Source organism: Paenibacillus sp. JJ1722 (assembly GCF_048282685.1).
Taxonomy (GTDB): Bacteria; Bacillota; Bacilli; order Paenibacillales; family Paenibacillaceae; genus Paenibacillus; species Paenibacillus polymyxa_B.
In genome coordinates, this window is sequence record NZ_CP182500.1 from 256559 (window position 1) to 278738 (window position 22180).

Below are 22180 nucleotides of genomic sequence, written 5' to 3' on the forward strand. Positions count from 1 at the left end.
GCCATAAAACGAATCCTCATGCCAAGCAAACAAACGCTGCTTCAGAATTTGGCCGGAAATGCTATAGTTCATGGAGGAATCGCCATAGATCAGCGCGTCTCCATAGGTAGTTAATTGGATATGGACGGTAATCGTTTCGGTATATTGACTCATGATAACAATTTCCCTTTCCGCAATTCCTCCTGTAGCGCCCGCAAGCGGCTATGACGGCTGGTGAAGGTCGTGAAGAACAGCTCCCAGCGTGATTCTTGCTTCATTTTCTTGTACAGCTTGAACAGCCGCTTTAACAGCTTGACTGCTGCTTTATAGCTGGCTCTGTTTTTTTCTAGCACATAACGTTCTACCGCTTGATGGTAAAAGGGGAGTAGTAACTCAGGCGCGTTCTTTTCAATGGGCTGTAACACGCTCACTCGAAAACTCAAAGGCTCACTGCGTATGCTTAGCTGATAGTCGATCCATGACCGCCATTTTTCGTGAGCAAGCAGCGCCTCTTCATACATTCCTCCGGCAAATGGAAGCATACCCACCAGCGTGTCCCACATGTCCTGCTCCGCTTCTGGGAGGTGCCGCAAAACCAGATCCCAATCATGTATATAATCTTGTAAATGGTCATCCCGATGACTGTGAAGCAGGGGGCCGATATGTCGCAGTCCGTCCTTGAGACGTGCCCAATCCTCGGCTTTACGCAGCGCCTGTAAGAACAAAAGCAACTGACTGGAAGAGACTTTTAGTGGAAAAGCCCGTTCCGCCTCCTGAAGCAGTACCCAGGCTTCGTTATCGTGCGATTGGAAAATATGCATCCAGCTGCGAGCTAACATCCACGGAAGCCGTGCTAAAGTTGTGCCGAGCTCCTCCTCAGCCGCCTGTAAATGCTGTAATTCCTCCGTATATATGCTGGAGTCCTGCCTTTCGTGATGCCCCCTGTGCACCCAGTGCAGCCATAACTGATAATACGCGTCTGAAAAATAAGTACCGTTACGCGATTCTGTCAGCATTTTTCGGCGTAAATAGGCTAAGGTTTCTGCCATACGGGCTTCTTGCATCGGTTCATCGGTCAGCTCCAGTGGACTCTCAAAATCACGCTCGATAGCTTCTTTAAGCTCATCGGCAGCGATTTGCGTGTAATACCCCATATAGGTATGAGAGGGATAGCCCGGCATGGGAGACTGAGGTACCAGCTTTTCCAGCACACGCAGATGAGCATGCAGTCCGTATAGCTGTTGCATGCCGGGTGAAAGTGGCGGCTTCACAGCATAGATCGAGGCTAGAGCGCTTTGGACATATTGGGAATTTTGTGTGTTCACATGGTTAAGTGCGATACACTGATCGAACAGATCATGCCACTCTGAAATGGGCATGTCTGGTATCTTGCTTGCTGTTTTACTGAGAGCGTTTCTTGTTGCTTCCCTGTGATCCGGTGAAAGATTCGACCGGGAAGGAGGTGTGGTACGCGTGTCAGCTTTTGCCGCCAATCGGGTGAATCCCGCCGAATGAGCGTTCACTAAAGCATGTACAGAACGTTCCTGTTCATTCGCGTAATTCAGTAGTACGGCGATCATATGCTTGCAGTTGGTGTGGACAGGGCATGTGCATCTGCTGGCAGCAAAAGCACTCAAGTGAAGATCCACCTCGTATAGCTCGCTTCCATCCACGACAGCTGCGATATGGTCGGCATCAGGCATTGCAAATTCTTTTACCTTTCCTTGCTTAAAATACTGGAAACCTCGTTTGATCGTCACGTCATTAAAATGGTCAGCCACGTTTTCAATAAGCTGTTGCCACTGTATATCATCCATAAGATAAGTTGGTTTCATATGCATTAGTCTCCTAAGAGAGAATAGTTGATCGGGTAGTAGCTTAACTCTTCCATTATATCAGTTCACGAATATAAATTGAGTGGAGGGAGCAGTTGGAAAGTTTTCATACGGGTTGACATGTTTCCTTTTGAAGAGTACATTTCTATTATAAATATAAAATAAATATTACTAATATTTTAGGTTTGATGATCCTGTTTAGGAATGGTATGTAGTGAACTGTATCCGTGGAGGTATGCAATAAACTTATTGTTAAGAGGGGGAAATAATATGTCGTCTTTATATAGCTATGATATTCACCTGCCCAGCCAGCTTGATCCCAACCGTAAGTATCCAACCATTTTTACACTGCATGGGAAAGGGTCCAATGAGCAGGATATGTTCGGAGTTGTAGGGCCGTTGTCAGAGGAATTTATTATCATCGGCATTCGTGGAGACCTTCCCATGAGTGGAGGATTCCAATATTATGAGCTGAAAAGTCTGGGTAATCCGCTGCGTGAGCAGTTTGATCGGTCTATTAAACAGCTTCAGGCGTTCGTACAGTATGCCACAGATAAATATCCGGTTGATCCTGAGAAACGGTATTTCCTCGGCTTCAGTCAGGGAGCGATTTTGTCGATGTCACTTGCGCTTACCCTTGGCAATCAGTTGAAGGGGATTGTAGCGTTGAACGGCTATGTGCCTGACTTTGTGAAAACGGAATACGCGCTGCAAAGCACAGAGGACGTGTCCGTATTTATTTCCCACGGCGAATACGATTCTGTATTTCCAGTGAGCATCGGCCATGAGACGGCGGCATATTTCCAGACCAGGACTTCTCACTCCACATTCAAAACATACCCGACGGATCACGGTGTCTCACCAGATAACCAGCGAGATGTGCTTCAGTGGCTGCGTGAGGATGCGGGGATAAGCTCGAAGATGTAACCAGCCTTGGTATTCGTTTTTTTGTTGTAATAGGATATTAGGCTGGTTGCCTTCATTGTCTTCGCGCCACTAGATCACTTTTTCTCCAACCTTCTTGCAGAATGAACTAAAAAGAACCATCTTGAGACAGATGGTTCTTTGTCGCGAATACTTAAAAGGATTCATGAATAACTAATTCATTAAGGGAGAAACGTGTTGTTGGACGTGCAGGGGTTGCGGCTACACCAAGGGTGACAATCATGACAGGGATAAACCGCCCAGGAATATTCAGAGCTTCAAGCAGTCCTGCAGGATTAAATCCACCTATTGGACCACTATCGTAGCCTTTCGACTTGGCAGCTAACATGAGTTGCATAGCTGCGAGAGCTGCATTTTTGTTTGCTTCATCCCTAGCGAATTGAGGGCTTTGATAGCCTCCTTCGATTTGGGAGAACAAGATGTCTCGCACTGCTTTCGAGATGAATTCTGACTCATAAAGACGGTTATACATTTCTCTGCCAGTTCGGTTTGCCTCAAGATCACCGAGAATGACAACAACAGCAGAAGCATCTGAAATCTGTTGCTGTCCATAGGCGATCGGTTTGATTCGATCTTTTTGTTCTTGATTCTGGATAACCAGAAAGCGCCAGTGTTGAAGATTCCAGGCTGAAGGAGCTGTCGCGGCAAGTTCAAAAATTTCATTCAACGTTTCTTCTGGGATGAATACGTTTGTTTTATACTCTTTGGTAGCATGTCGTTCACGCAATATTTTCTCAATAACTTCTTCCGCGTTCTCAAAATTAGATGTATTATTTTGGTTCACAGTAGGTTCTTCCTTTCAAGTATCAAAGCTTATTATTTATATAGATCCAATGGTTTAGTGTTTGGATTGAGTTGCAGCGTAAGCAGCAAAAGGTGTTCCATCGTAGATCACTTGAACGGAGGAAATCTTGTTATCCTCTACGACGATGTATTCGGCAACCGTTGCATCCGGAACTGGAATAGTGTTGGAATGATATACGATCACAGCCTCCTTATTATCTCCAAATGCTGTAATGAGTGTTAGCTTGTTAATCATCCGGGCAAATCCTTCTGCAAAATTTTGGAATGATTCTCTACCTTCAAGGTTACCTAAGGGAGAGGTCGTAGTGACTTTGTCCGAAACCAGCGTCATCAGCTTTTCGATATCTTTATTTGCCATCGCTTCAAAATAAGCTTTTGCGATCACCAGTGCATTGTTGTTTTCATTTGTATTCATGTTGAATACCTCGCTTTCAGTTGGAATAATTACAATATACAAGCCTTCTACTGACAACAGTTTGTCAGTAGTTCTTCAACATACTTTCCACTTCTTTTTTGACACGACTTCGAAAGGATTCAGGTTTCAATACTTTAACATTAGATCCCCAGCTCAAAATCCAATGCAATAATTCCTCAGCATATCGAACACGGAAGTCTACATAATAGCCACTCGGAAGAAGCTCAGCATGTTCCATAAAATATATTTTTGATTCATCGACTTTATCTGCAACCTCGGGCTTAAATACGGTTCGAATGGTTACATGTCGATCATCTGCCGGACGATACGTATGCAAATTGAAGTCCCGAGGTAATTCGAAACTTTCGATCATTGTACTCACATCACTCATGCGAGATATTTTAAAATGTCGATGCTCTCCTCTGAGATCACACTGAGCCACAAGCAGCCACCCTCCTTGCACAAGAACTAATCCTAAAGGTGCGGCTGTTCGTATCGTTTCACGACTATTCTCCGATTCCGATATTCGCTTCGTATATTTGAAATGTATTTTCTTTCCCTCCATCATGGCAATACGAATCGTTTTTATATTGGATTTTTCCCTTTCACCTAATTCAGGGTCTTCAGATTGAAGTCGAAAACGAATACCACTGCGGATTCGATCAGTTTCATGACGAATGGGGTCAGGTAAGATCACTTCAATTTTTCCCCGAGAGGACTGAGCACTTTGACTATATTGATTATCAAATCGCTGTTCAATGAATTCGGCTCCAAGTAAAAGGGAGACCGCTTCCTCCACCGTAAAGCTAATCGGGGGTAGGAAATACCCTTCAATTAAAGAGTAGCCGTGTCCAGGTGCACCGATAATCGGAACGCCAGATTCACTAAGAGCCTGAATGTCTCGATAAATCGTACGTACACTGGTTTCTAACTTCTCCGCTAGTTCTTCTCCCTTTAGAACCTTCCTACGCTGTAGCTCCAATAAAATCGCTAATTGCCGTTCGGTTTTATTCAATTTCCATCCCTCCTGTGTTTCAGTTGTATTTATAAACCTAATTGTTTTTAATCACTATAAAAAAACACTACTGACACTTGTATGTCAGTAGTGTTCTCTCCATCAGAATTTGGTCTATAGAAAGTAATGATTCCCGGTTGTCATCCTAGATTATTATTGCCCCGCGCTTTTTAAACGGAAAGATAATTAAAACGGTATTGAACATCAAAGGTAACAATAGTGCAGTCCTCACCGCCGGAAAATACGTCCTACCATCACCCTCCTGACACACTGTTGTCAGGAGACGAGCAGTATAGTTTTATGAGGGGTACACAGTTCCATGTGGTTTCTGTAGACGATCCAAAATCGCTGAAATGAAGGAGCTTAACTGTAATGGAGAATATAAGCAGTCATTTTCATTTTGCTTCTCCTCTTCTTGAGGGTGTAATTCGAAAAAAGAAAAATCGATTTGTTATGATGGTTGAACTGGATGGGGAGCTACACGATTGCCATTGTCCTGCTACAGGCAGTATAGGAAACATTGTCTTTCATGATATCCCATGTCTTGTTTCGCGTAGTAATGACCCTAAAAGAAAAACACAGTTCACCATTGAAGCCATTTCACTGGATCTACCATCCGTTGAATCGAAGTCATGGATTGGGATTAACCAAAATGCGGCCAATCGGTATATCGAACATTTCATCACAAGTGGTCAATTTAAAGATATGATTGGCGATTTCCAGACAGTCATCCGGGAAACGAAGCTTGGTAATTCAAAACTGGATTTTCTGGTGGATCAAACTTATGTAGAGGTCAAAACGCCATTAACCACTTTACATGTCGAGATGGGCGATCATATTGTAATCAAAAAAAACGCTGAATTTAATTCTTTTGAACGTTTTATCAAGCACATGGGTGAACTCAGTGGAAGTTTATCTATAAATGAACGTGCGATTTTGATTGTTTGTTTAGTTTATGAAAACAATGGATTCAAAGTTGGGAATTCTGGGAAACACAGCGGTTATGTTATGCAAACCGTTCAAAATTCCATCAAAAATGGAGTTGAAATCTGGCAAGTTGATTTACAAATTAATCCCGATGCAGTTAGCCTGACGGGCTATTACAACATTACCAATCAATTTTTAACAGGCGATATTATTTCTGAAGAAATATACAAATAGCTACTGACACACTTTTGTCAATTAAACTCCAATATAGTGATGCTACTGAAGAAAAATGATATTTGCTATTCATCTTCACCAAGCAACCATTAATTGTTTGTTAAAAAGAAGTATACCTTTACAGACAGAAAATAGACGGTGACCTAGCGGCGGATCTCATCTGGTTTTTGGAGCAGACAAAAAAGACCGATTCATTAAGAGTCGGTCTTTATGATCCTTATAATCTTTTTTTGCTTTTTCATCCTCTGATAAAATGTGACTCCAACATGCTCAGAGAAAGCTCGGCAGTAGTGGCTACCACGATATCCGCACCTTGCATTTGCGAAGGTGTTCCTACACCGACCGCAAACATCCCGGCACCCTTGATCGCCTGTATGCCAGCCTGTGCGTCCTCTATACCGATACAGTCGGCAGGCTGAACGCCCAGATTTGCGGCTCCGGTGAGGAAAATTTCCGGGTCAGGCTTGCCATGTCGAATGGCGGTAACATCCACCACACTGTCAAAATAGTAGGCTAGCTCCAGTCGCTCCAGGATAAACGTTGCATTTTTGCTTGCAGAGGCCAGCGCGATGCCGATTCGGGCTTCACGAAGTTCTGTCAGTAGCGCTTTAATGCCTGGAAGAATGTCCGAGGGCGTTACAGCTGAAATGAGCCGCTGATACTCCGTATTTTTCCGTGTGGCCAGTTCTTGCTTGCCTTCTTCTGAAAACTTATCGGACAGGTTACCGCGCGCCAGTATTTTGTCGAGCGATTCCGTACGGCTGATTCCTTTTAACTGTTCATTAAATTCCCGATCAAAAGGGATGCTCAGCGCTGCCGCCAAGCTGCCCCATGCCTGAAAATGATATTCAGCTGTATCTGTAATGACTCCGTCCAGATCAAAAATGACTGCTTTCATTTGGTTTCCCCCTGTCTGCCCGATTTATGAAACGCTGTTCGTCATTAACGACTGCCCACTGGTAATGTGCGTTGGCTCTCCATACAGCTCCAGCGTCAGCGGTTCTCCGTCCAACAGGGTAATGATCACTTCATTTTCCTGTACGAGAATACTTAACAAGCGACCGCGATAGTTGATTTTAAACGTATATTTGTTCCAGCCCTGTGGCAGGAAGGGGGAGAAGCTTAATGTTTCACGATACGTTCTCATCCCGGCAAATCCCTGTACAATCGCCAGCCAGCTTCCCGTCATGGAAGTGATATGAAGTCCGTCTTCGGTATCGTTATTGTAGTTATCCAGATCCAGACGGGCCGTCCGCTTATACATCTCGACTGCCTTTTCCTCCATTTTGAGTTCGGCAGCCAGCACGGCGTGAATGGACGGGGACAGACTGGATTCATGAACAGTCATTGGCTCGTAAAATGCAAAATTGCGCGCTTTTTCTTCCAGCGTGAACTGGTCTCCAAAGAAATACAGCCCTTGTAGCACATCTGCCTGCTTAATGAAGCAGGAACGAAGGATTTTATCCCATGACCATTTCTGATTTAGTGGAAGGTTGCTGGGATCAAGGGAGGATACAGGCTGCAAATCCTTATCCATAAAGGTATCGTGCTGTACGAAGACTTCCCGCTCCTCATCATAGGGATAATACATGTGAGTGATGATATCCTGCCAATGTGCAAGCTCATCAGCCGTAACCGCTAGATGCTCCGATTTTTCTGCTGAAATTTGAGGTAAGACCGATAATGTATATTTCAAAACCCATGCAGCCAGCGTGTTGGTATACCAGTTGTTATTGACGTTATTTTCGTATTCGTTCGGCCCGGTAACCCCGTGGATCATATACTGCTGCTGGCTTTTGGAAAAATGAACCCGGTCGGCCCAGAAGCGGCTAATTTCGACCAGTACATCTATTCCATATTCCCGTAAATAGCTCAGGTCCCCCGTATAGTTGGTGTAATTGTAGATGGCATACGCAATGGCCCCGTTACGGTGAATTTCCTCAAAGGTAATCTCCCATTCGTTATGGCACTCCACACCTGTAAAAGTGACCATAGGGTATAGTGCACCCCGTAGCCCTTGCTGGGCTGCGTTATGCTTGGCACCCTCTAGTTGTTGGTGACGGTACAGCAGCAGATTTCGCGTTACGTCCGGGTCAGCAAGCGCCAGGTACATAGGTACGGCATATGCTTCTGTATCCCAATAGGTGGCACCGCCATATTTTTCACCTGTAAAGCCTTTGGGACCAATGTTCAGACGGGCATCTTCGCCGTAGTACGTAGAGAACAGCTGAAAAATGTTAAAGCGTATTCCCTGCTGGGCCTCTGTATCGCCCTCGATTTCTACATCGGCTTTGTCCCAACGTCTGGCCCAAGCTGCGACATGCTCCTGCTTGAGCGAAGTGTAGCCTTTGTTCACAGCCTCCACGGCGATGCGTTCAGCTTGTGGAATCAGTGCATCCTTTTCCATATCCCGTGAGGTGGTAACCGCCACAATTTTTTGCAGCTGGATACTGTCGCCCGGAGCGACGCTGTATTGATAGTGGCGTGCAGCATACAAAAAGCTCTCTTCCGTCGTCTGCTGATCCTGCCCCTCGGTCACAATACCCATGGTAGCGTTTACGGTAAAGCGCGGAATACCGAAGGGATTATCTATAGTTGTTGTGGACAGGCTGATGAATTGTTCTTGAACCTCTCGGGCCTCCTCCAACCAAAAAACCTCATCATAGTTCGTGTCTTCATTCTTCGTATTGCCGTCCAGATAGGGGACAAGCTCTATGGTTAGAGGCTGCTCGCTTATATTCGTAGCTTGGTAATCAATCAGGCATAGCTCACGAGTGGTGAGGCTCAGAAAACGCTCCGTAGTGATACGGACCTGATCGTTCACGGTGCAGGTGCGTCGCAGGATGCCCTGTTTCATGTCCAACTCCTGCACAAAATCGCTGACGTATGCCGTAAATAAGTCTACTTCCTCTTGGTTTACGATCAGACGGATGCCGATGAAGTTCATGGCATTGATGACCTTGCCAAAATATTCAGGATAGCCGTTTTTCCACCAGCCGACCTTTGTTTTGTCGGGGAACCATACACCGGAGATATACGTTCCCTGATGATGATCACCTGAATAAGCTTCTTCAAAATTGCCGCGCATGCCCATATAACCGTTGCCTATGGACGTTATGCTTTCCTGTAATCGCATGTGTGTGCTATGTAGAGTGTGTGTTGTCAGCTTCCAGCTATCTACGTCAAATAATCGGTTGTAAACCATGATTGTGTACCCCTCTCGGAAAATGAGATCGTTGTTTTAACGAAACCAGTATATGAGCGAGTTCAGTATATAGTGCAACCGTTTGCCCTGTCAACGCAAAAAAACTGATTTTATGGGTTTCCACAAAATCAGTTCTTGTTCATTCCTCAGAGAATCATAGTACCTGGCTGGACTCGCGTTCCACAATTCGGTGGGGAACAATGATGTGTTTGGTCAACTCTTTGGGGTCTTCGATTTTTTCAATCAGGCTTTTGGCTGCCTGATAACCTAGAGTGAAGATATCAATATCCACGGAAGTGAGAGGGGGATTCATCAGCTCAGCCAGCATTAGATTATTGAAGCTCACCATGGATAACTGCTCTGGCATGGACACGCCGAGCTGAGAGAGCATTTTCTGTACTGCCATGGCTACAAGGTCGTCGCTAACGATCATCGCGGTAGGCGGCGGGGTAGCCTGCAATAATGTGCGCATGTCCTCTAGATTAAATGGCTCCCTGACCACGTATTCCTTGGGTAGAGGCAAGCCCGCCTCTCGCAGCGCATCCTGGTAGCCTCGGAGTCTTTCAATATTCACGATCTGTTCATGATCACCGCCAACATAAGCAATGCGCTGATGATTCAGCCCAGTCAAATAAGTGACCACATCCTTAGCAGCCTGGTAGTTATCGTTGTCTACATGGGTAGTTTCACTGACAAATTGCTGAGGCTTACCGATTACGGTGTAAGGTATTTTTTCTTGATGAAGATACTCCACGATGCTATCTTTTTGCTTGGAGTACAGAACAATATAGCCGTCAACACGTCCGGTCCGGCTCATCAGCCTCACGCGGGATAGCAATTCATCACTCGTTTTTCCTGTGACAATGGACAGTGTATAGTTGTGCTCATTCACCCATTCGCTGATCCCGCGAAGGCTTTCCGGAAAGAAGGGATTTTGAAAGATTGCCACATCCGATTCAGGCATAATAATGCCAATCGACTGTGTGACACGGTTAGCTAGACTCTGAGCTGAATAGTTGGGTTCATAGCCAAGCGCCTTCATTTCTTTACGGACACGTGCCTTGGTGGCTTCGCTGATTTTGGGGCTGTCTTGAATGACACGGGATACGGTGGAAGTAGCAACATTAGCACGTTTTGCGACATCTTTGATGGTTACTGCCATCGTCTTCGTCTCCTTTTGCTATCTCAAGCAGGAAATATTATGTTCTATCATACGATATTGCTCGAAAATCAACAAATTCGCGGCTTTTTCGAGTTTTTACATCATCATTAACCAAGATATTTACAATTAGGGTATTGCCAATAGAAAGCGATATCATTATAATAATTGTGCAACCGATTGCATAATGTTTATAGGGTACGAACAACGCTGTACATACTATAAGGGATGGAGATTGAAGGAGCATGAAAAAACTTCTATCATTTGATTTTTGGCAAAAGCTCGGGAAAGCACTGCTAGTGGTTGTTGCTGTCATGCCGGCAGCAGGGATTATGATTTCGCTCGGTAAAGTAGTGGCGATGTTGGCTGGCGATATCCATTTCTGGTTGACTGTCGGCGGGGTCATGGAGAATTTGGGTTGGGGTATTATCAATAATTTACACATTCTATTTGCAGTGGCGATTGGTGGTTCCTGGGCTAAGGAACGAGCGGGCGGGGCTTTTGCTGCCTTAATTGCCTTTATTCTCATTAATATTTCAACAGGAACGATTTTGGGTGTGTCCTCGAAAATGCTAACCCAGGAAGGTGCCACCACCCACACTCTTTTTGGTGCATCCATTCCGGTTAGTGGCTATTTTACCTCTGTCTTAGGGGCGCCTGCACTTAATATGGGTGTGTTTGTCGGTATCATCTCCGGATTTGTCGGGGCCGTGGTATTTAACAAGTACTACAATTACCGTAAGCTGCCAGACGCTTTAGCCTTTTTTAACGGTAAACGTTTTGTTCCTTTTGTCGTGATTTTATGGTCTGTCATCGTAAGTTTGATCATGTCTGCCATCTGGCCATTTGTTCAGGGGGGGATTAATCAGTTCGGTATTTGGTTGGCGACTTCGGGAGAGTCGGCTCCTTTTGTAGCGCCATTTGTCTATGGTACACTGGAAAGACTACTGATTCCTTTTGGACTTCACCATATGCTGACTGTTCCTATTAACTATACTCAACTTGGTGGCGTTTACACGACACTTACGGGTTCCGGGGCAGGAAGCGTCGTTGCCGGGCAAGACCCGCTGTGGCTGGCTTGGGCAAGTGACCTGAGTGCGCTTCGTGGTACCGATCCGACAGCCTACAATAGCTTGTTGGAAGGCGTGACGCCTGCCCGCTTCAAGGTAGGACAAATGATCGGTGGAGCAGGAATCCTTATGGGACTAGCGGTGGCTATGTATCGCCGTGTAGACAAAGATAAACGCAGCAAGTACAAGTCGATGATCTTTTCGGCAGCCGCAGCTGTCTTTTTAACAGGGGTAACGGAGCCACTGGAATTCATGTTTATGTTCGTAGCACCTGTGCTGTATGTGGTTTATGCTGTTCTTACCGGTATTGCGTTCGGAATGGCCGACATCATACATTTGCGTTTACATTCGTTTGGTATGATTGAACTGCTGACCCGATTGCCGTTGTCTATAAATGCGGGTTTGGTGCAGGATATTATTAACTTCGTGCTGACTTGTGTGGTGTTTGCGGTAGCAACCTACTTTATCGCTTATTTTATGATCGGTAAATTCAAAATGGCTACGCCGGGAAGACTGGGGAACTATACGGATGAGGAGCCTCAGGGCACTTCCGAGGTGGGGAATACGAAGACAGAAGGTGTGGCAGCTGTTTCCACTCAAAATCAACTGGCTACGGATATCATCAAGACGCTTGGGGGTGAGCAGAACATTGTCGAGGTGGACGCTTGCATGACCCGTCTGCGTGTGACGGTGAAGGATACAGATGCCGTTGGGGACGAAAAGACGTGGAAAGCGCTGGGTGCCTTGGGCTTGATAAAAGTAGATAATGGGGTGCAGGCGGTTTACGGACCGAAGGCCGATGTGCTTAAATCAGATATACAAGACATACTCAACAGGTGATTACTTTGAAGTTGTTAACCTTAAATGCACATGCTTGGATGGAAGAAAACCAGCACGATAAGCTAAAGCAACTGGCTGCTTTTATTGATGAACAGCAGTTTGATGTCATTGCTTTGCAGGAAGTGAACCAGTCCATGGAAGAGACTCCTTTGTCGCCGGACGATTTGGGCGCTTACTATAGCGCAGATCCTGAAGTTGTCATTAAGCGTGATAACTATGCTTATGTGCTGAACGGGCTATTGTCTGATAGCTATCATTGGACGTGGGCTCCCGCGCATGTTGGTTTTGCCAAATACGACGAGGGTTTGGCGATTCTGTCCAAAACACCAATTACAGCTACGGTGAACGAATATGTTTCCTCGCTACAGGATTATGACAACTACCGCTCGCGTAAAATTGTCGGCATTCAAACTGTGGTGGGCGGAGTGCAGACCTGGTTTGTAAGTGGACATTATAACTGGTGGAATGATGAAGAATCCTTCCGTGGACTATGGGATCGTACAACAAAAGTGCTAAATTCTTTTGCTCCGACTCCTGTGTTCATGATGGGTGATTTCAACAACGCGGCTGAAGTACGCGGAGAAGGATATGACTATGTACTGCAATCCGGCTGGTCGGACACCTATCCGAATGCAGCAGTACGTGATGAAGGCCACACGGTGATTAAAGCTATTGCTGGCTGGGAAAGTAATGCGGAGCCGCTCCGCATTGACTTTATCTTCTCCAATAAGGCTGCACAGGTACAATCCTCAACCGTTGTACTGAACGGAAAAACAGGACCAGTTGTATCGGATCATTTTGGGGTTGCAGTTGAGTTGGAGCTGTGATGAGAAGAAAGGAGGCCAGTTGCTTATGCAATTGGCCTTTTTCTTATAGATTTCGACTTAAATCGAATGACATATTGGATAACTATAGCGATCAACACCAAAATCAAATTGTAGTAAAAGGGAGTGTTGATGCTAAACCGTTCCATGAGTGCACCTGCGATGATCGGAGACACAATGGCCCCCAATTCGGACAAAGATACGACGTTGCCGATAAATGAGCTTCTATTTTCCTCAGGAATAACATCCCCTAGTTGCGAGTAAAAGGAATCCAGATAGCTGGCTCCTCCTATACCTCCGATGAACATCGCTAAGTATACGATCCATGGTTCTGTGAACCAAAGAAATAAGATGATTTCCACCATGATCAACAATAGACCGATGATACAAAGCATCAAGCGATCCTTAAGTAGATCAGATATTTTGCCAATAAAGGGTGCTGATATGAAGGTTGATATGCCGATAATTGTAAAAGCTAAGCTAATTTCTGCGGGACTCCAATGGAGCTTGTAGGTTGCATATACAGAGAAGTACGTTAAAAATATAGCGAATGCACTCATTTCAAGAAAATGAACGGTAGAATAGACAAGTAACGGTTTCGTTAACATGGTTTTTCCTTTGGGTTTCAGAGGGGGCGAATGCTGTTCTTGTGGCTTTAAGGGAGAACTGAGGAAAGTCATTCTTGAAACGGCAACGAAGGATATACATGAGAAAATAGCAACGAAATAAAACGGAATGGATAAAGAAAAATAAGAAACAATAGCTCCACTCATAAGAGGCCCTAAAATCATACCGGCACCTTCACTGCTGCTGATATATCCATTGAGCGTGCCTCGATTCTCTGCGGTGCTCATATGGTTGATCGTGACTCTTACAAAGACGGTTAGCCCTATAGCTACCAAGCCTTGGAGGAGTCTCAGTATGGATAGAATGATGAAGCTTGTTGCAATCGGAAACAGGAGCATACAAGCGATTTCGGCAATGAGTAGGCTCAACCCCAAGCGTTTTGCGCCAATCTTTTCATAAATTCGTCCTGCCATGCCTCCACCAAGAAATCTTCCCACATAAAACAGAGAAAATAAAATACTCATGCCGAGTGTAGATATCCCGAATTGCTCTACATAAATAGCAAAGAGTGGAAGGATCATACTCCCACTCATGTTAGCAATAAGGCTGATCACGATCATACAGGCGATATTACGATTTAAATATAAGTGTCTCACCATAACCTCGAAACCTCTCTTTGATCTTGCATCATGGGAACCGTTATTCGGATTGCACCTGATTACGGATAAACGGCTTCAGGTCGAGTTAGCGGGTTCCCATATAGGGTACGCAAGCGAGTTCCTCGTGGTGCCTAAATCCCAATGCAATGATGGAGGTATGAAGCAGCGGATGGGGGAAATCTTGATTAGAGCGTGGTGTTGCCTTAAGCGGGAAAGCCGCCTCCTGGTGGTGGCCAAGCTCCATAAATCCGGCGTAGCAGTACGATTTCACCCAAATGATATGAATTGTGGGAAGCGATATTCCGCAGAAGTCCTGCTTTCGTTTCACCTGGGAAATGAGCTAGTGAATCATCCAGTTGCGCGGTTTCGGCAATCTGCACAGCCTGATCCACGCCCTGTAAAAATTCATTAATAACAGCCTGCCATGCCTCTTCGCTTTGCGGTCCAGTCTCTTCGGGCCAGCTTTCCATGACATTCCCCGGAAGCTGGGGCTTCCGTCCTTCCAAATGCTCCAACATAAATTGCTGCCAGTAAATCATATGCTTCAGCAGTTGGTAAATGCTGTAAGGCATTTCTGCATTTTTCTTCCCTGCCAGCTCGACGTCGATGTCTGGTAAAGCCCGAGCTACTCGAATATGTCCACGTTCCCCGACCAGTGATTTAACCAGTGCTTGACCGAATAATTGGTTTGCATCCGACATGTATCATCATCCCTTCTATGGAGAACTTGTTTCTAGCTTATTCTCATTTTACGATTATACAATTATATTTTTCAAAATGAAAATACCTACTTAGTTTGGAGTGAAACAGAAATAACTTTTAAAAAAGGGTTGATAATCATTCTCAATTTCACTAAAATAAAATTGTTTCAAGGGAAACAAAGTATCTACACTAGATATATTTTGTATATATACGGAAATGTTAAAGGGGAGCTTTCCGTATACATATATTGTTTTCTATGAAACAAAAATGGGCTATAATGAAAGGAGGAGTATGCCAAAGGAGTGACCATTTGTTCGTATGGAGAAAGCGACATCAGTTCAGCATGTTTATGATTTGCTCATTAAGATGAATCACCAGCTGGAGCAGCATCAGCAGAGAGAGAGCATGACTATTCTCGAAGAAATCCACGAGCATTTTGATGGAATTGCTTCGCTCAATCTGACGGATGTGCACGTCATTGACTGTATCGGGAGGCATGAGCCGATTAATGTTACGACATTAGCGGATCGAATTGAGCTGAGCAAGGGTACAGTTTCGAAAGTCAGCACCAAGCTGCTCAAGGAAGGCTGGATTCGCAGAACCCAGCTTAACGACAACAAGAAAGAAATTTATTTTCGGTTAACCCCGTTGGGGAAAAGACTCTTTCTTGTGCATGAACGACTGCATGTTAAGGTACAGCAGCAGTTATTTCAATTTTTAAATCGTTATAGCTCGGAAGAACTGAATGTCTTGAAACGTCTGCTGTCCGATGGTGTAGATCTCTTGGAAGCTATGGAGTGGCAGGACAAGAGTCTGGACTAAAGGGATATCGAATCATCAACGATGGGCACCTGTTAATCTCCAAGTAATAGATACATGGGGAGATGCAGGTGCTTTTCTTTTAATGTCAGCAGTTTGCATAATTCGATTCCCAACGCTCGAAGGTACAATATTTAGACGGACTAACCCGTTCCGATCTATATATTGCTGATTTGTGAATACTCTTGGGATTTATGCAAAATGCTTAGTGTAATAGCCGTTTTGCTTCCATATAGAGCACCTGTACGAACTTTTTCGTATTAATGCGGGCTTGGGACAGTGAAGGCTCCACATTGTTTTGCAGCTCCAGCATTTTTTTGCGGATTTCTGTAAAATCAAAAAATTTGGATGCATAATTTTCAAATTTAGGATGCGTATAGTCGGTCAATCCGAGCGATACTATATGGCTTAGCGTCTGGAAAATAGCGCGGCGGACACGTTGCTCCGATGCTTTGATTTCCTTACTCAGCTCTACTGCTGAGGCTGAAGCCCCCAACCGTTTGGACGCCACATTGGCAAATATATCCTTCAACGGCGGGAACAGATAGGGAGATAGATTGCCTGTTTCCTCCTCATACTGGTCCAGAAATTCCAGCATGTCCAGTAGATCCATACTCCCGGCTTCCCCGATCATCCCCATTTCAGAGAGCAGAAACTGCCCGGAAGTTACGATGTTTCGGGTCGGTTCAATTGTTGCCGTTGGGTTATTCGATGTGAACATCGACAACCCTTGAAGCGTGCGCTGGATATCCGTAATCGATTGCTGCATGCGCAGACGCTCAGCCACCTTATGAATAACTGCAATAATCTCCAGTCGATTCAAAGGCTTGGCCACATAATATTCAATACCGAGCGAGTACGCCTCGCCGATCATGTTTTTGGATTCGATGCGAGAAATCATAATGATTTTGCCGCTGAATTGATCGCCGAGTGCACGCACGGTCTGAATGCCGTCACGAAGCGGCATCAGCAGGTCAATCAGCAATACATCAATCCGGTTCAACTCCAGGAGGCCGCTATTCACGTAGGTACCATCCTCTGCTTCCCCGATGACTTCCCCTAGACCTTCGTCTTCAATAATATCTGCCAGCATAGAACGAATTCCCTGATCGTCATCCACAATATAAAAACGCATCCGGGCTATCTTCCTTTCTCCGTCAGTTTCCGTAAAGGCAATGTAATTCTAAAAGTGGTCTGTAATCTATCTGTATTCTCTTCTTCATCCTGTTGCAGTTCAATCGTTCCTTCAAGGCTCTCCGCGACCTCACGCACATAAAACAATCCCATACCGGTCGACGGCTGTCCTTCCTCATCATACTTGGTCGTATACCCCGGTGTGAAGACCGTTTCCCGTTTCCGCTGAGGAATACCCGGACCGTTGTCGGTAACACTAAAGGAAGCTATATCCTCTTTTCCCGGGAGACAACGAATGGAAACGTCGATCCTTCCGTTGTCCTTCATTGCTTCAACCGCATTGGCTGTCAGGTTATTAATAAGTGTCAAAACGGTATAAACATGCAGCTTGGGTAACAAAGGATCGACATCTAGGGTAAAACGAATAGACTTGTCCAGCGATTGCGCATATTTGCTGTTCGTTCGGATGATTAGCTCCCCAAGCTCTTGAGAAGCCATGTAATGGACTCCGCTTTCGGCATCAATCAGCTTGGACAAACCAGCAAAAATCCGCTGGCTATCTTTTTTGATCTCGTGAACCTGTCCGGAAATACGAAGTGCCTGTCTGGCGTAATGTTCTCTATCCTTCAGAGATTCATCCTGCTGTAGCTCACGGTACAGCTCGTAGCTTTCACGAGTGATTTGTTCTGCATGTGATAGTGTTTTGCCTAACTGGACCGACTCCTCATACAAGTCCGATACAAGGAGTAAAATTCGCTCTGTCTGCTGCCTTTGTGCCTCTTCATGCTGAACCGATTGATTTAACCGAATCATATTATAAAACCCAAGCACGAAGAAGCTGCGGATCATAGCCATGAAAGCTACTTTGCTGATCTTAATGATGTCCCAGAAATCGCCGTCCATGCTCCACCGGACGCTAAGTTCCGACACACTTGCGGCAACCTCAATCCCTACAGAGAGGATGCCCACGCGGAGTGCGCGGTAAGGCTCAGCATTAATGTTAAGGACCTGGAAGAGCAGACCGTAGACCATGTAATAAAAAAAGGTAGGGCCATGTAGTGTCAACAACTCTTCGAAGGGAAGACCGGGCTGAGTGTAATGATTGAGTAAGATGCGAAAGGCCACTACAGCTATCCCTGCAAGCACTCCCGATAATGCAGGCGGAATATGACGAATAGATAACAGAAAGAAAAAAAATACAGGCGTACCAAAGCTAAGACGGAATGTATTAGCGAACGGGTGAATATTCAGCTCACCTGCGAGCGGTACAAATACAAGCATGAGTAGGAAAAGGAGTGTATTTAACTTCATCCATATTCACCTCCTGGGTATTCAGTCAGAAAGGCAATGTGAGCTAAATTCACAGGCTCGCCGTTAAAGTTTGTGAATTTATAGAAAAAAATAAATGTGGCTGTAGATAATTGTCGTTTTTTATAGATCAGATTGTAGTATAAATAACATCATTTGAATATTAAGAACAGCATACTGCAAAAATATACAAATCAGCCAGGGGGGACACGAAGTGAAAAAGATTAATTTGACGATGCAAATCTTTATCGGTCTGGCTTTAGGTATTATTATTGGTGCCTTATTTTACGGCAATTCAGGGGTGGAAGTCTACTTAAAGCCAATCGGCGATATTTTCATCCGCTTGATCAAGATGATTGTCGTGCCTATTGTGATCTCGACGCTCATTATCGGCGTTGCCGGCGTGGGAGACATGAAAAAACTAGGTAAACTTGGCGGCAAGTCTATTCTGTACTTTGAGATTGTAACGACAATCGCCATCCTTTTCGGACTGCTTGTTGCCAACTTGGTTCGACCGGGTGACGGCGTGGATATGTCCCACCTGGCCAAGAGTGATATTCATTCCTATGTGGAGACTGCAGAGAAGTCAGGCCATAGCTTTATAGATACGATTGTGCATATTGTTCCTACCAATATTATTCAAGCTCTGGGTGAGGGAGATATGCTGGCTATTATATTCTTCTCCGTACTGTTTGGACTAGGGGTAGCGGCGATTGGTGACAAGGGCAAGCCCGTGCTGAATTTCTTTGAAGGCGTAGCCGACGCCATGTTCTGGGTAACCAATCAGGTCATGCGCCTGGCTCCGTTCGGAGTATTCGCACTGATTGGAACGACAGTGGCCAAGTTTGGATTGGCGTCGTTATGGCCATTATTGAAGCTTGTTTTGTCGGTGTACGGCTCCATGGCGCTGTTCATTGTGATTGTTTTCGGAATTATCGCCAAGCTTTGCGGTACCCGTCTCTGGACCATGATTAAAATTTTGAAAAGTGAGCTGTTGCTTGCATATTCGACGGCCAGTTCGGAAAGTGTTCTGCCTAAGATCATGGAGAAGATGGAGAAGTTCGGATGTCCTAAAGGAATTACTTCCTTTGTCATTCCGATTGGGTATTCTTTTAATCTGGACGGTTCCACCCTGTATCAGGCACTGGCTGCGATTTTCATTGCCCAAATGTACGGCATTGACCTGCCAATCACGACACAAATCACGCTGGTGCTAGTTTTGATTATTTCATCCAAAGGTATTGCAGGGGTGCCGGGTGCTTCCTTTGTCGTTTTGCTTGCTACACTTGGAGCAGTGAATCTCCCGCTGGAAGGTTTGGCTTTTATCGCTGGTATTGATCGCATTCTGGATATGGCGCGTACGGTAGTCAATGTATTAGGCAACTCGCTTGCCGCTGTGGTCATGTCCAAATGGGAAGGCCAATATGATAAAGAAAAGGGCGAAGAATACGTTGCTTCAATTAAATAAGATGCGACGAACTGAATAGTTGACAGAAAGAGCACCTTTGTGAAGTATTGCGAAGGTGCTCTTTTCGTTTCCAGACTTATTAAGACCTTTCCTTTTTCGACATTTTTCGATGTTTTTTGTATGAATATATAGGTATATGGACATAAAAATGATTCTTATTACCTATGCAATTTTAGATTTATTTATAATGATTCTTAATAAAATTCCGATATTAAACTATATCGTTTTATATATTGGCTTAGAAGGGAAGAGCATATATGTTTTTTAAAAAAAATGAGACCGACTCACTTGCTCCTTTAGTAGAAGAAAGCCGCAAACTTTCACAAAGAATACAGCAGAAGGATTATTCCGCCGCAATACAAGTTTCAACCAAATCTTCCGAGGTTCAAGAAATCGCAAACAATGTCAACCAAGCGCTTGAGTCCATGAAAAAGGATGCTCAACATGTTGACATCCGTCTGAAGCTTGTTACCAAGGCTATAGAGATTGGCTTATGGGACATGGAGGTGGTTGCGGGTGATCCCGTCAATCCAAGTAATACGTTCACATGGTCAGAAGAATTTCGTGCTATGCTGGGGTATCAGAGCGAAAAGGACTTCCCCAATGTATTAAACAGCTGGGCATCCCGGCTGCACCCCGAAGATCATGACAGGTCATTGGCGGCTTTGTCAGATCATTTGCTGGATTTTACGGGAAAGACTCCTTATGACGTACAGTATCGTTTGAAGCTGAAGCATGGAGAATACCGCTGGTTCCGGGCTACCGGAACGACGATCCGCGATCAGCAGGGAGTGCCGCTTCGAATTGCGGGTGCTCTATTGGATGTGCACGACCAGAAGATTAAGTCCGAGGAGTTGCAGGCTCTAGTTACAAGATATGATCTCATCAATCGTGTTTTGGTGGAGGCTCCATATGATGTCATTCTGGCTGATGGAGACATTGAGAACCCGGATAATATATTTTGGTGGTCCCAGCAATTCCGCCACACCTTGGGCTTTAAGGATGAGCAGGACTTCCCGAGTGTACTAAGCAGTTGGAGTTCGCGTATACATCCTGACGATGCCGAGCATGCGTTTAAGGCTGTAGTTGATCATTTAAATGACTATTCAGATCGTACGCCATATGACATGGTGTGTCGCTTGCAAAGTAAAAATGGCGAATATCGCTGGTATCAAAACAGTGGAAGAAGCATACGCAATAGCAAGGGAGTGCCTATTCGTATTGCCGGGACCATTCGTGATATCACAGTGGAAAAGGAAAAGCAGGCTGTCGCGGATGAGCTTACGCTCAAAATCCAGCATCTCTCCGATTCCATTACGGAAATGGTGAACGGCGTTAACTCGGTTAGTAACCAGGCGCAGGAGCTGGCAACAGCTCAGGAGCAATCGACAGAGGCAGCGAATCAAGCCAAAGTCAGTGCAGAAGAAACCCAAAATATTTCCAACTTCATTAAAGAGATTGCGAATCAAACAAATCTGCTGGGTCTGAATGCTGCCATTGAAGCATCGCGTGCGGGCGAGCAGGGGCGGGGTTTTGCGGTAGTCGCAGATGAAGTGAGAAAACTCGCCATTCACAGTGCTGATGCAACCGGAAATATCGAGACCAGTCTGGACGAAATGAAGACACTCATCGAGCGGATTTTGCACAATATCGGTAACATGTCTACGCTGACACAGACACAAGCCGCGCTAACGCAGCAAGTGAATGCGTCTACGGACGAGATCAACAGCATGTCCAAATCTTTGTTGGATTTTGCAAGAACGATGTAAGGCTTCATGTAGAAATGAGGCCGGGCCTTAGGCTCGGTCTCTTTACTGTTTTTGGAAGATGAACTATACTTTTCGAGAATAGATCTAAAAATCACCTCATAGTAACTTTATGTGGAAAAGAGGAATATACTTGAGCTTACTTAGTTCAATATTGGTCGGAATTGTAGCTCTGGAGCATGTGTACATTCTAATATTGGAAATGTTTCTGTGGACGACTCCGCGGGCGATGCGTACGTTCGGCACCTCGAAGGAGCTGGCGGAAGCAAGCAAATCCTTGGCTGCAAATCAGGGGCTGTACAACGGCTTTTTGGCAGCCGGATTGGTGTGGGGCTTGTTCTATCCGGATACTGTGATCGGGCGGCAAATCCAATTATTCTTTGTCATTTGTGTGGTAGTAGCTGCGTTGTATGGTGCATTAACTGCTAATAAGTCTATTTTATTAAAGCAAGGCCTGCCTGCCATCCTGGCACTGATCAGTTTGTGGATACTCTGAAGACACCCA

19 protein-coding genes and 1 pseudogene are annotated in these 22180 nt (G+C 45.1%); 8 read left to right on the forward strand and 12 right to left on the reverse strand.

Annotated features, from left to right (window positions below):
• Positions 1 to 149 precede the first annotated feature (149 nt).
• The gene (locus ACM1ND_RS01055; protein WP_075153554.1) at positions 150 to 1814 is read right to left on the reverse strand and encodes an SWIM zinc finger family protein; all 1665 of its coding nucleotides are present in this window, start codon (positions 1812 to 1814) and stop codon (positions 150 to 152) included.
• A gap of 270 nt (positions 1815 to 2084) precedes the next feature.
• On the opposite strand from ACM1ND_RS01055, the gene ACM1ND_RS01060 reads away from it, so the two are divergent.
• Complete coding sequence (locus tag ACM1ND_RS01060) at positions 2085 to 2741, forward strand: alpha/beta hydrolase (protein WP_075153555.1); 657 nt, start codon at positions 2085 to 2087, stop codon at positions 2739 to 2741.
• Positions 2742 to 2892: 151 nt separating this feature from the next.
• On the opposite strand, the gene ACM1ND_RS01065 is transcribed toward ACM1ND_RS01060, so the two are convergent.
• From ACM1ND_RS01065 to ACM1ND_RS01080, 4 genes and pseudogenes are all read right to left on the reverse strand, one after another.
• Entirely contained in the window at positions 2893 to 3543 is a 651-nt protein-coding gene (locus ACM1ND_RS01065; RefSeq protein WP_075153556.1) for a nitroreductase family protein, read from the reverse strand.
• A 54-nt stretch (positions 3544 to 3597) separates the two neighbouring features.
• Positions 3598 to 3978: a nuclear transport factor 2 family protein gene (locus ACM1ND_RS01070; protein ID WP_028541911.1), complete on the reverse strand. Its 381-nt coding sequence runs from the start codon at positions 3976 to 3978 to the stop codon at positions 3598 to 3600.
• A 64-nt stretch (positions 3979 to 4042) separates the two neighbouring features.
• Positions 4043 to 4993: a helix-turn-helix transcriptional regulator gene (locus ACM1ND_RS01075; RefSeq protein WP_028541912.1), complete on the reverse strand. Its 951-nt coding sequence runs from the start codon at positions 4991 to 4993 to the stop codon at positions 4043 to 4045.
• A 157-nt stretch (positions 4994 to 5150) separates the two neighbouring features.
• Positions 5151 to 5228 (reverse strand): annotated as a pseudogene (locus ACM1ND_RS01080) (hypothetical protein); the annotation flags it as partial.
• A gap of 137 nt (positions 5229 to 5365) precedes the next feature.
• On the opposite strand from ACM1ND_RS01080, the gene ACM1ND_RS01085 reads away from it, so the two are divergent.
• Positions 5366 to 6154 (forward strand): DNA/RNA nuclease SfsA, encoded by a 789-nt coding sequence (locus ACM1ND_RS01085; protein ID WP_023986550.1) that lies wholly within the window; start codon positions 5366 to 5368, stop codon positions 6152 to 6154.
• 238 nt (positions 6155 to 6392) lie between these two features.
• On the opposite strand, the gene pgmB is transcribed toward ACM1ND_RS01085, so the two are convergent.
• From pgmB to ACM1ND_RS01100, 3 genes are all read right to left on the reverse strand, one after another.
• A complete protein-coding gene (pgmB, locus tag ACM1ND_RS01090) occupies positions 6393 to 7052 on the reverse strand; it encodes a beta-phosphoglucomutase (protein ID WP_068938354.1) in 660 nt (219 codons plus the stop codon).
• A gap of 24 nt (positions 7053 to 7076) precedes the next feature.
• A complete protein-coding gene (locus ACM1ND_RS01095; protein ID WP_068938353.1) occupies positions 7077 to 9359 on the reverse strand; it encodes a glycoside hydrolase family 65 protein in 2283 nt (760 codons plus the stop codon).
• Positions 9360 to 9513: 154 nt separating this feature from the next.
• A complete protein-coding gene (locus ACM1ND_RS01100; RefSeq protein ID WP_028541915.1) occupies positions 9514 to 10521 on the reverse strand; it encodes a LacI family DNA-binding transcriptional regulator in 1008 nt (335 codons plus the stop codon).
• Between the two features lie 242 nt (positions 10522 to 10763).
• Between ACM1ND_RS01100 and ACM1ND_RS01105 the strand changes: the two genes are divergently transcribed.
• Both ACM1ND_RS01105 and ACM1ND_RS01110 read left to right on the forward strand, forming a co-directional pair.
• Complete coding sequence (locus ACM1ND_RS01105) at positions 10764 to 12428, forward strand: PTS transporter subunit IIBC (RefSeq protein ID WP_023986554.1); 1665 nt, start codon at positions 10764 to 10766, stop codon at positions 12426 to 12428.
• 5 nt (positions 12429 to 12433) lie between these two features.
• Positions 12434 to 13255 (forward strand): endonuclease/exonuclease/phosphatase family protein, encoded by an 822-nt coding sequence (locus tag ACM1ND_RS01110; RefSeq protein ID WP_023986555.1) that lies wholly within the window; start codon positions 12434 to 12436, stop codon positions 13253 to 13255.
• Positions 13256 to 13278: 23 nt separating this feature from the next.
• Here ACM1ND_RS01110 and ACM1ND_RS01115 read toward each other — a convergent pair whose 3' ends face one another.
• On the reverse strand, positions 13279 to 14478 hold the full coding sequence (locus ACM1ND_RS01115) for an MFS transporter (protein WP_068938350.1): 1200 nt from the start codon (positions 14476 to 14478) through the stop codon (positions 13279 to 13281).
• Positions 14479 to 14681: 203 nt separating this feature from the next.
• Positions 14682 to 15179: a DinB family protein gene (locus ACM1ND_RS01120; protein ID WP_023986557.1), complete on the reverse strand. Its 498-nt coding sequence runs from the start codon at positions 15177 to 15179 to the stop codon at positions 14682 to 14684.
• A 319-nt stretch (positions 15180 to 15498) separates the two neighbouring features.
• Here ACM1ND_RS01120 and ACM1ND_RS01125 point away from each other — a divergent pair, with 319 nt between their 5' ends.
• Positions 15499 to 16002: a MarR family transcriptional regulator gene (locus tag ACM1ND_RS01125; protein WP_023986558.1), complete on the forward strand. Its 504-nt coding sequence runs from the start codon at positions 15499 to 15501 to the stop codon at positions 16000 to 16002.
• A 202-nt stretch (positions 16003 to 16204) separates the two neighbouring features.
• Here the strand turns inward: ACM1ND_RS01125 and ACM1ND_RS01130 are convergent, their stop codons facing one another.
• Positions 16205 to 17134, reverse strand: coding sequence for a response regulator (locus tag ACM1ND_RS01130; RefSeq protein WP_023986559.1), 930 nt, complete (start codon positions 17132 to 17134; stop codon positions 16205 to 16207).
• Positions 17135 to 17139: 5 nt separating this feature from the next.
• Positions 17140 to 18444, reverse strand: a complete 1305-nt coding sequence (locus ACM1ND_RS01135; RefSeq protein ID WP_076159906.1) for a sensor histidine kinase — start codon at positions 18442 to 18444, stop codon at positions 17140 to 17142.
• Between the two features lie 211 nt (positions 18445 to 18655).
• Between ACM1ND_RS01135 and ACM1ND_RS01140 the strand changes: the two genes are divergently transcribed.
• The 3 genes from ACM1ND_RS01140 (at position 18656) to ACM1ND_RS01150 (ending at position 22171) form a co-directional block, all read left to right on the forward strand.
• Positions 18656 to 19909 carry a cation:dicarboxylate symporter family transporter gene (locus ACM1ND_RS01140; protein ID WP_023986561.1) on the forward strand — a complete coding sequence of 418 codons (1254 nt, stop codon included), beginning with the start codon at positions 18656 to 18658 and terminating at the stop codon, positions 19907 to 19909.
• 257 nt (positions 19910 to 20166) lie between these two features.
• The gene (locus ACM1ND_RS01145; RefSeq protein ID WP_071559475.1) at positions 20167 to 21678 is read left to right on the forward strand and encodes a PAS domain-containing protein; all 1512 of its coding nucleotides are present in this window, start codon (positions 20167 to 20169) and stop codon (positions 21676 to 21678) included.
• Between the two features lie 130 nt (positions 21679 to 21808).
• Entirely contained in the window at positions 21809 to 22171 is a 363-nt protein-coding gene (locus ACM1ND_RS01150) for a DUF1304 domain-containing protein (protein WP_023986563.1), read from the forward strand.
• Positions 22172 to 22180: the final 9 nt, after the last annotated feature.

Coding starts and splice junctions, on each gene's coding strand:
- ACM1ND_RS01055 (WP_075153554.1), bottom strand. CDS start 1,814: ATGAAACCAACTTATCTTATGGATGATATACAGTGGCAACAGCTTATT.
- ACM1ND_RS01095 (WP_068938353.1), bottom strand. CDS start 9,359: ATGGTTTACAACCGATTATTTGACGTAGATAGCTGGAAGCTGACAACA.
- ACM1ND_RS01060 (WP_075153555.1), top strand. CDS start 2,085: ATGTCGTCTTTATATAGCTATGATATTCACCTGCCCAGCCAGCTTGAT.
- pgmB (WP_068938354.1), bottom strand. CDS start 7,052: ATGAAAGCAGTCATTTTTGATCTGGACGGAGTCATTACAGATACAGCT.
- ACM1ND_RS01125 (WP_023986558.1), top strand. CDS start 15,499: ATGGAGAAAGCGACATCAGTTCAGCATGTTTATGATTTGCTCATTAAG.
- ACM1ND_RS01105 (WP_023986554.1), top strand. CDS start 10,764: ATGAAAAAACTTCTATCATTTGATTTTTGGCAAAAGCTCGGGAAAGCA.
- ACM1ND_RS01115 (WP_068938350.1), bottom strand. CDS start 14,478: ATGGTGAGACACTTATATTTAAATCGTAATATCGCCTGTATGATCGTG.
- ACM1ND_RS01100 (WP_028541915.1), bottom strand. CDS start 10,521: ATGGCAGTAACCATCAAAGATGTCGCAAAACGTGCTAATGTTGCTACT.
- ACM1ND_RS01070 (WP_028541911.1), bottom strand. CDS start 3,978: ATGAATACAAATGAAAACAACAATGCACTGGTGATCGCAAAAGCTTAT.
- ACM1ND_RS01135 (WP_076159906.1), bottom strand. CDS start 18,444: ATGAAGTTAAATACACTCCTTTTCCTACTCATGCTTGTATTTGTACCG.
- ACM1ND_RS01130 (WP_023986559.1), bottom strand. CDS start 17,134: ATGCGTTTTTATATTGTGGATGACGATCAGGGAATTCGTTCTATGCTG.
- ACM1ND_RS01120 (WP_023986557.1), bottom strand. CDS start 15,179: ATGTCGGATGCAAACCAATTATTCGGTCAAGCACTGGTTAAATCACTG.
- ACM1ND_RS01085 (WP_023986550.1), top strand. CDS start 5,366: ATGGAGAATATAAGCAGTCATTTTCATTTTGCTTCTCCTCTTCTTGAG.
- ACM1ND_RS01145 (WP_071559475.1), top strand. CDS start 20,167: ATGTTTTTTAAAAAAAATGAGACCGACTCACTTGCTCCTTTAGTAGAA.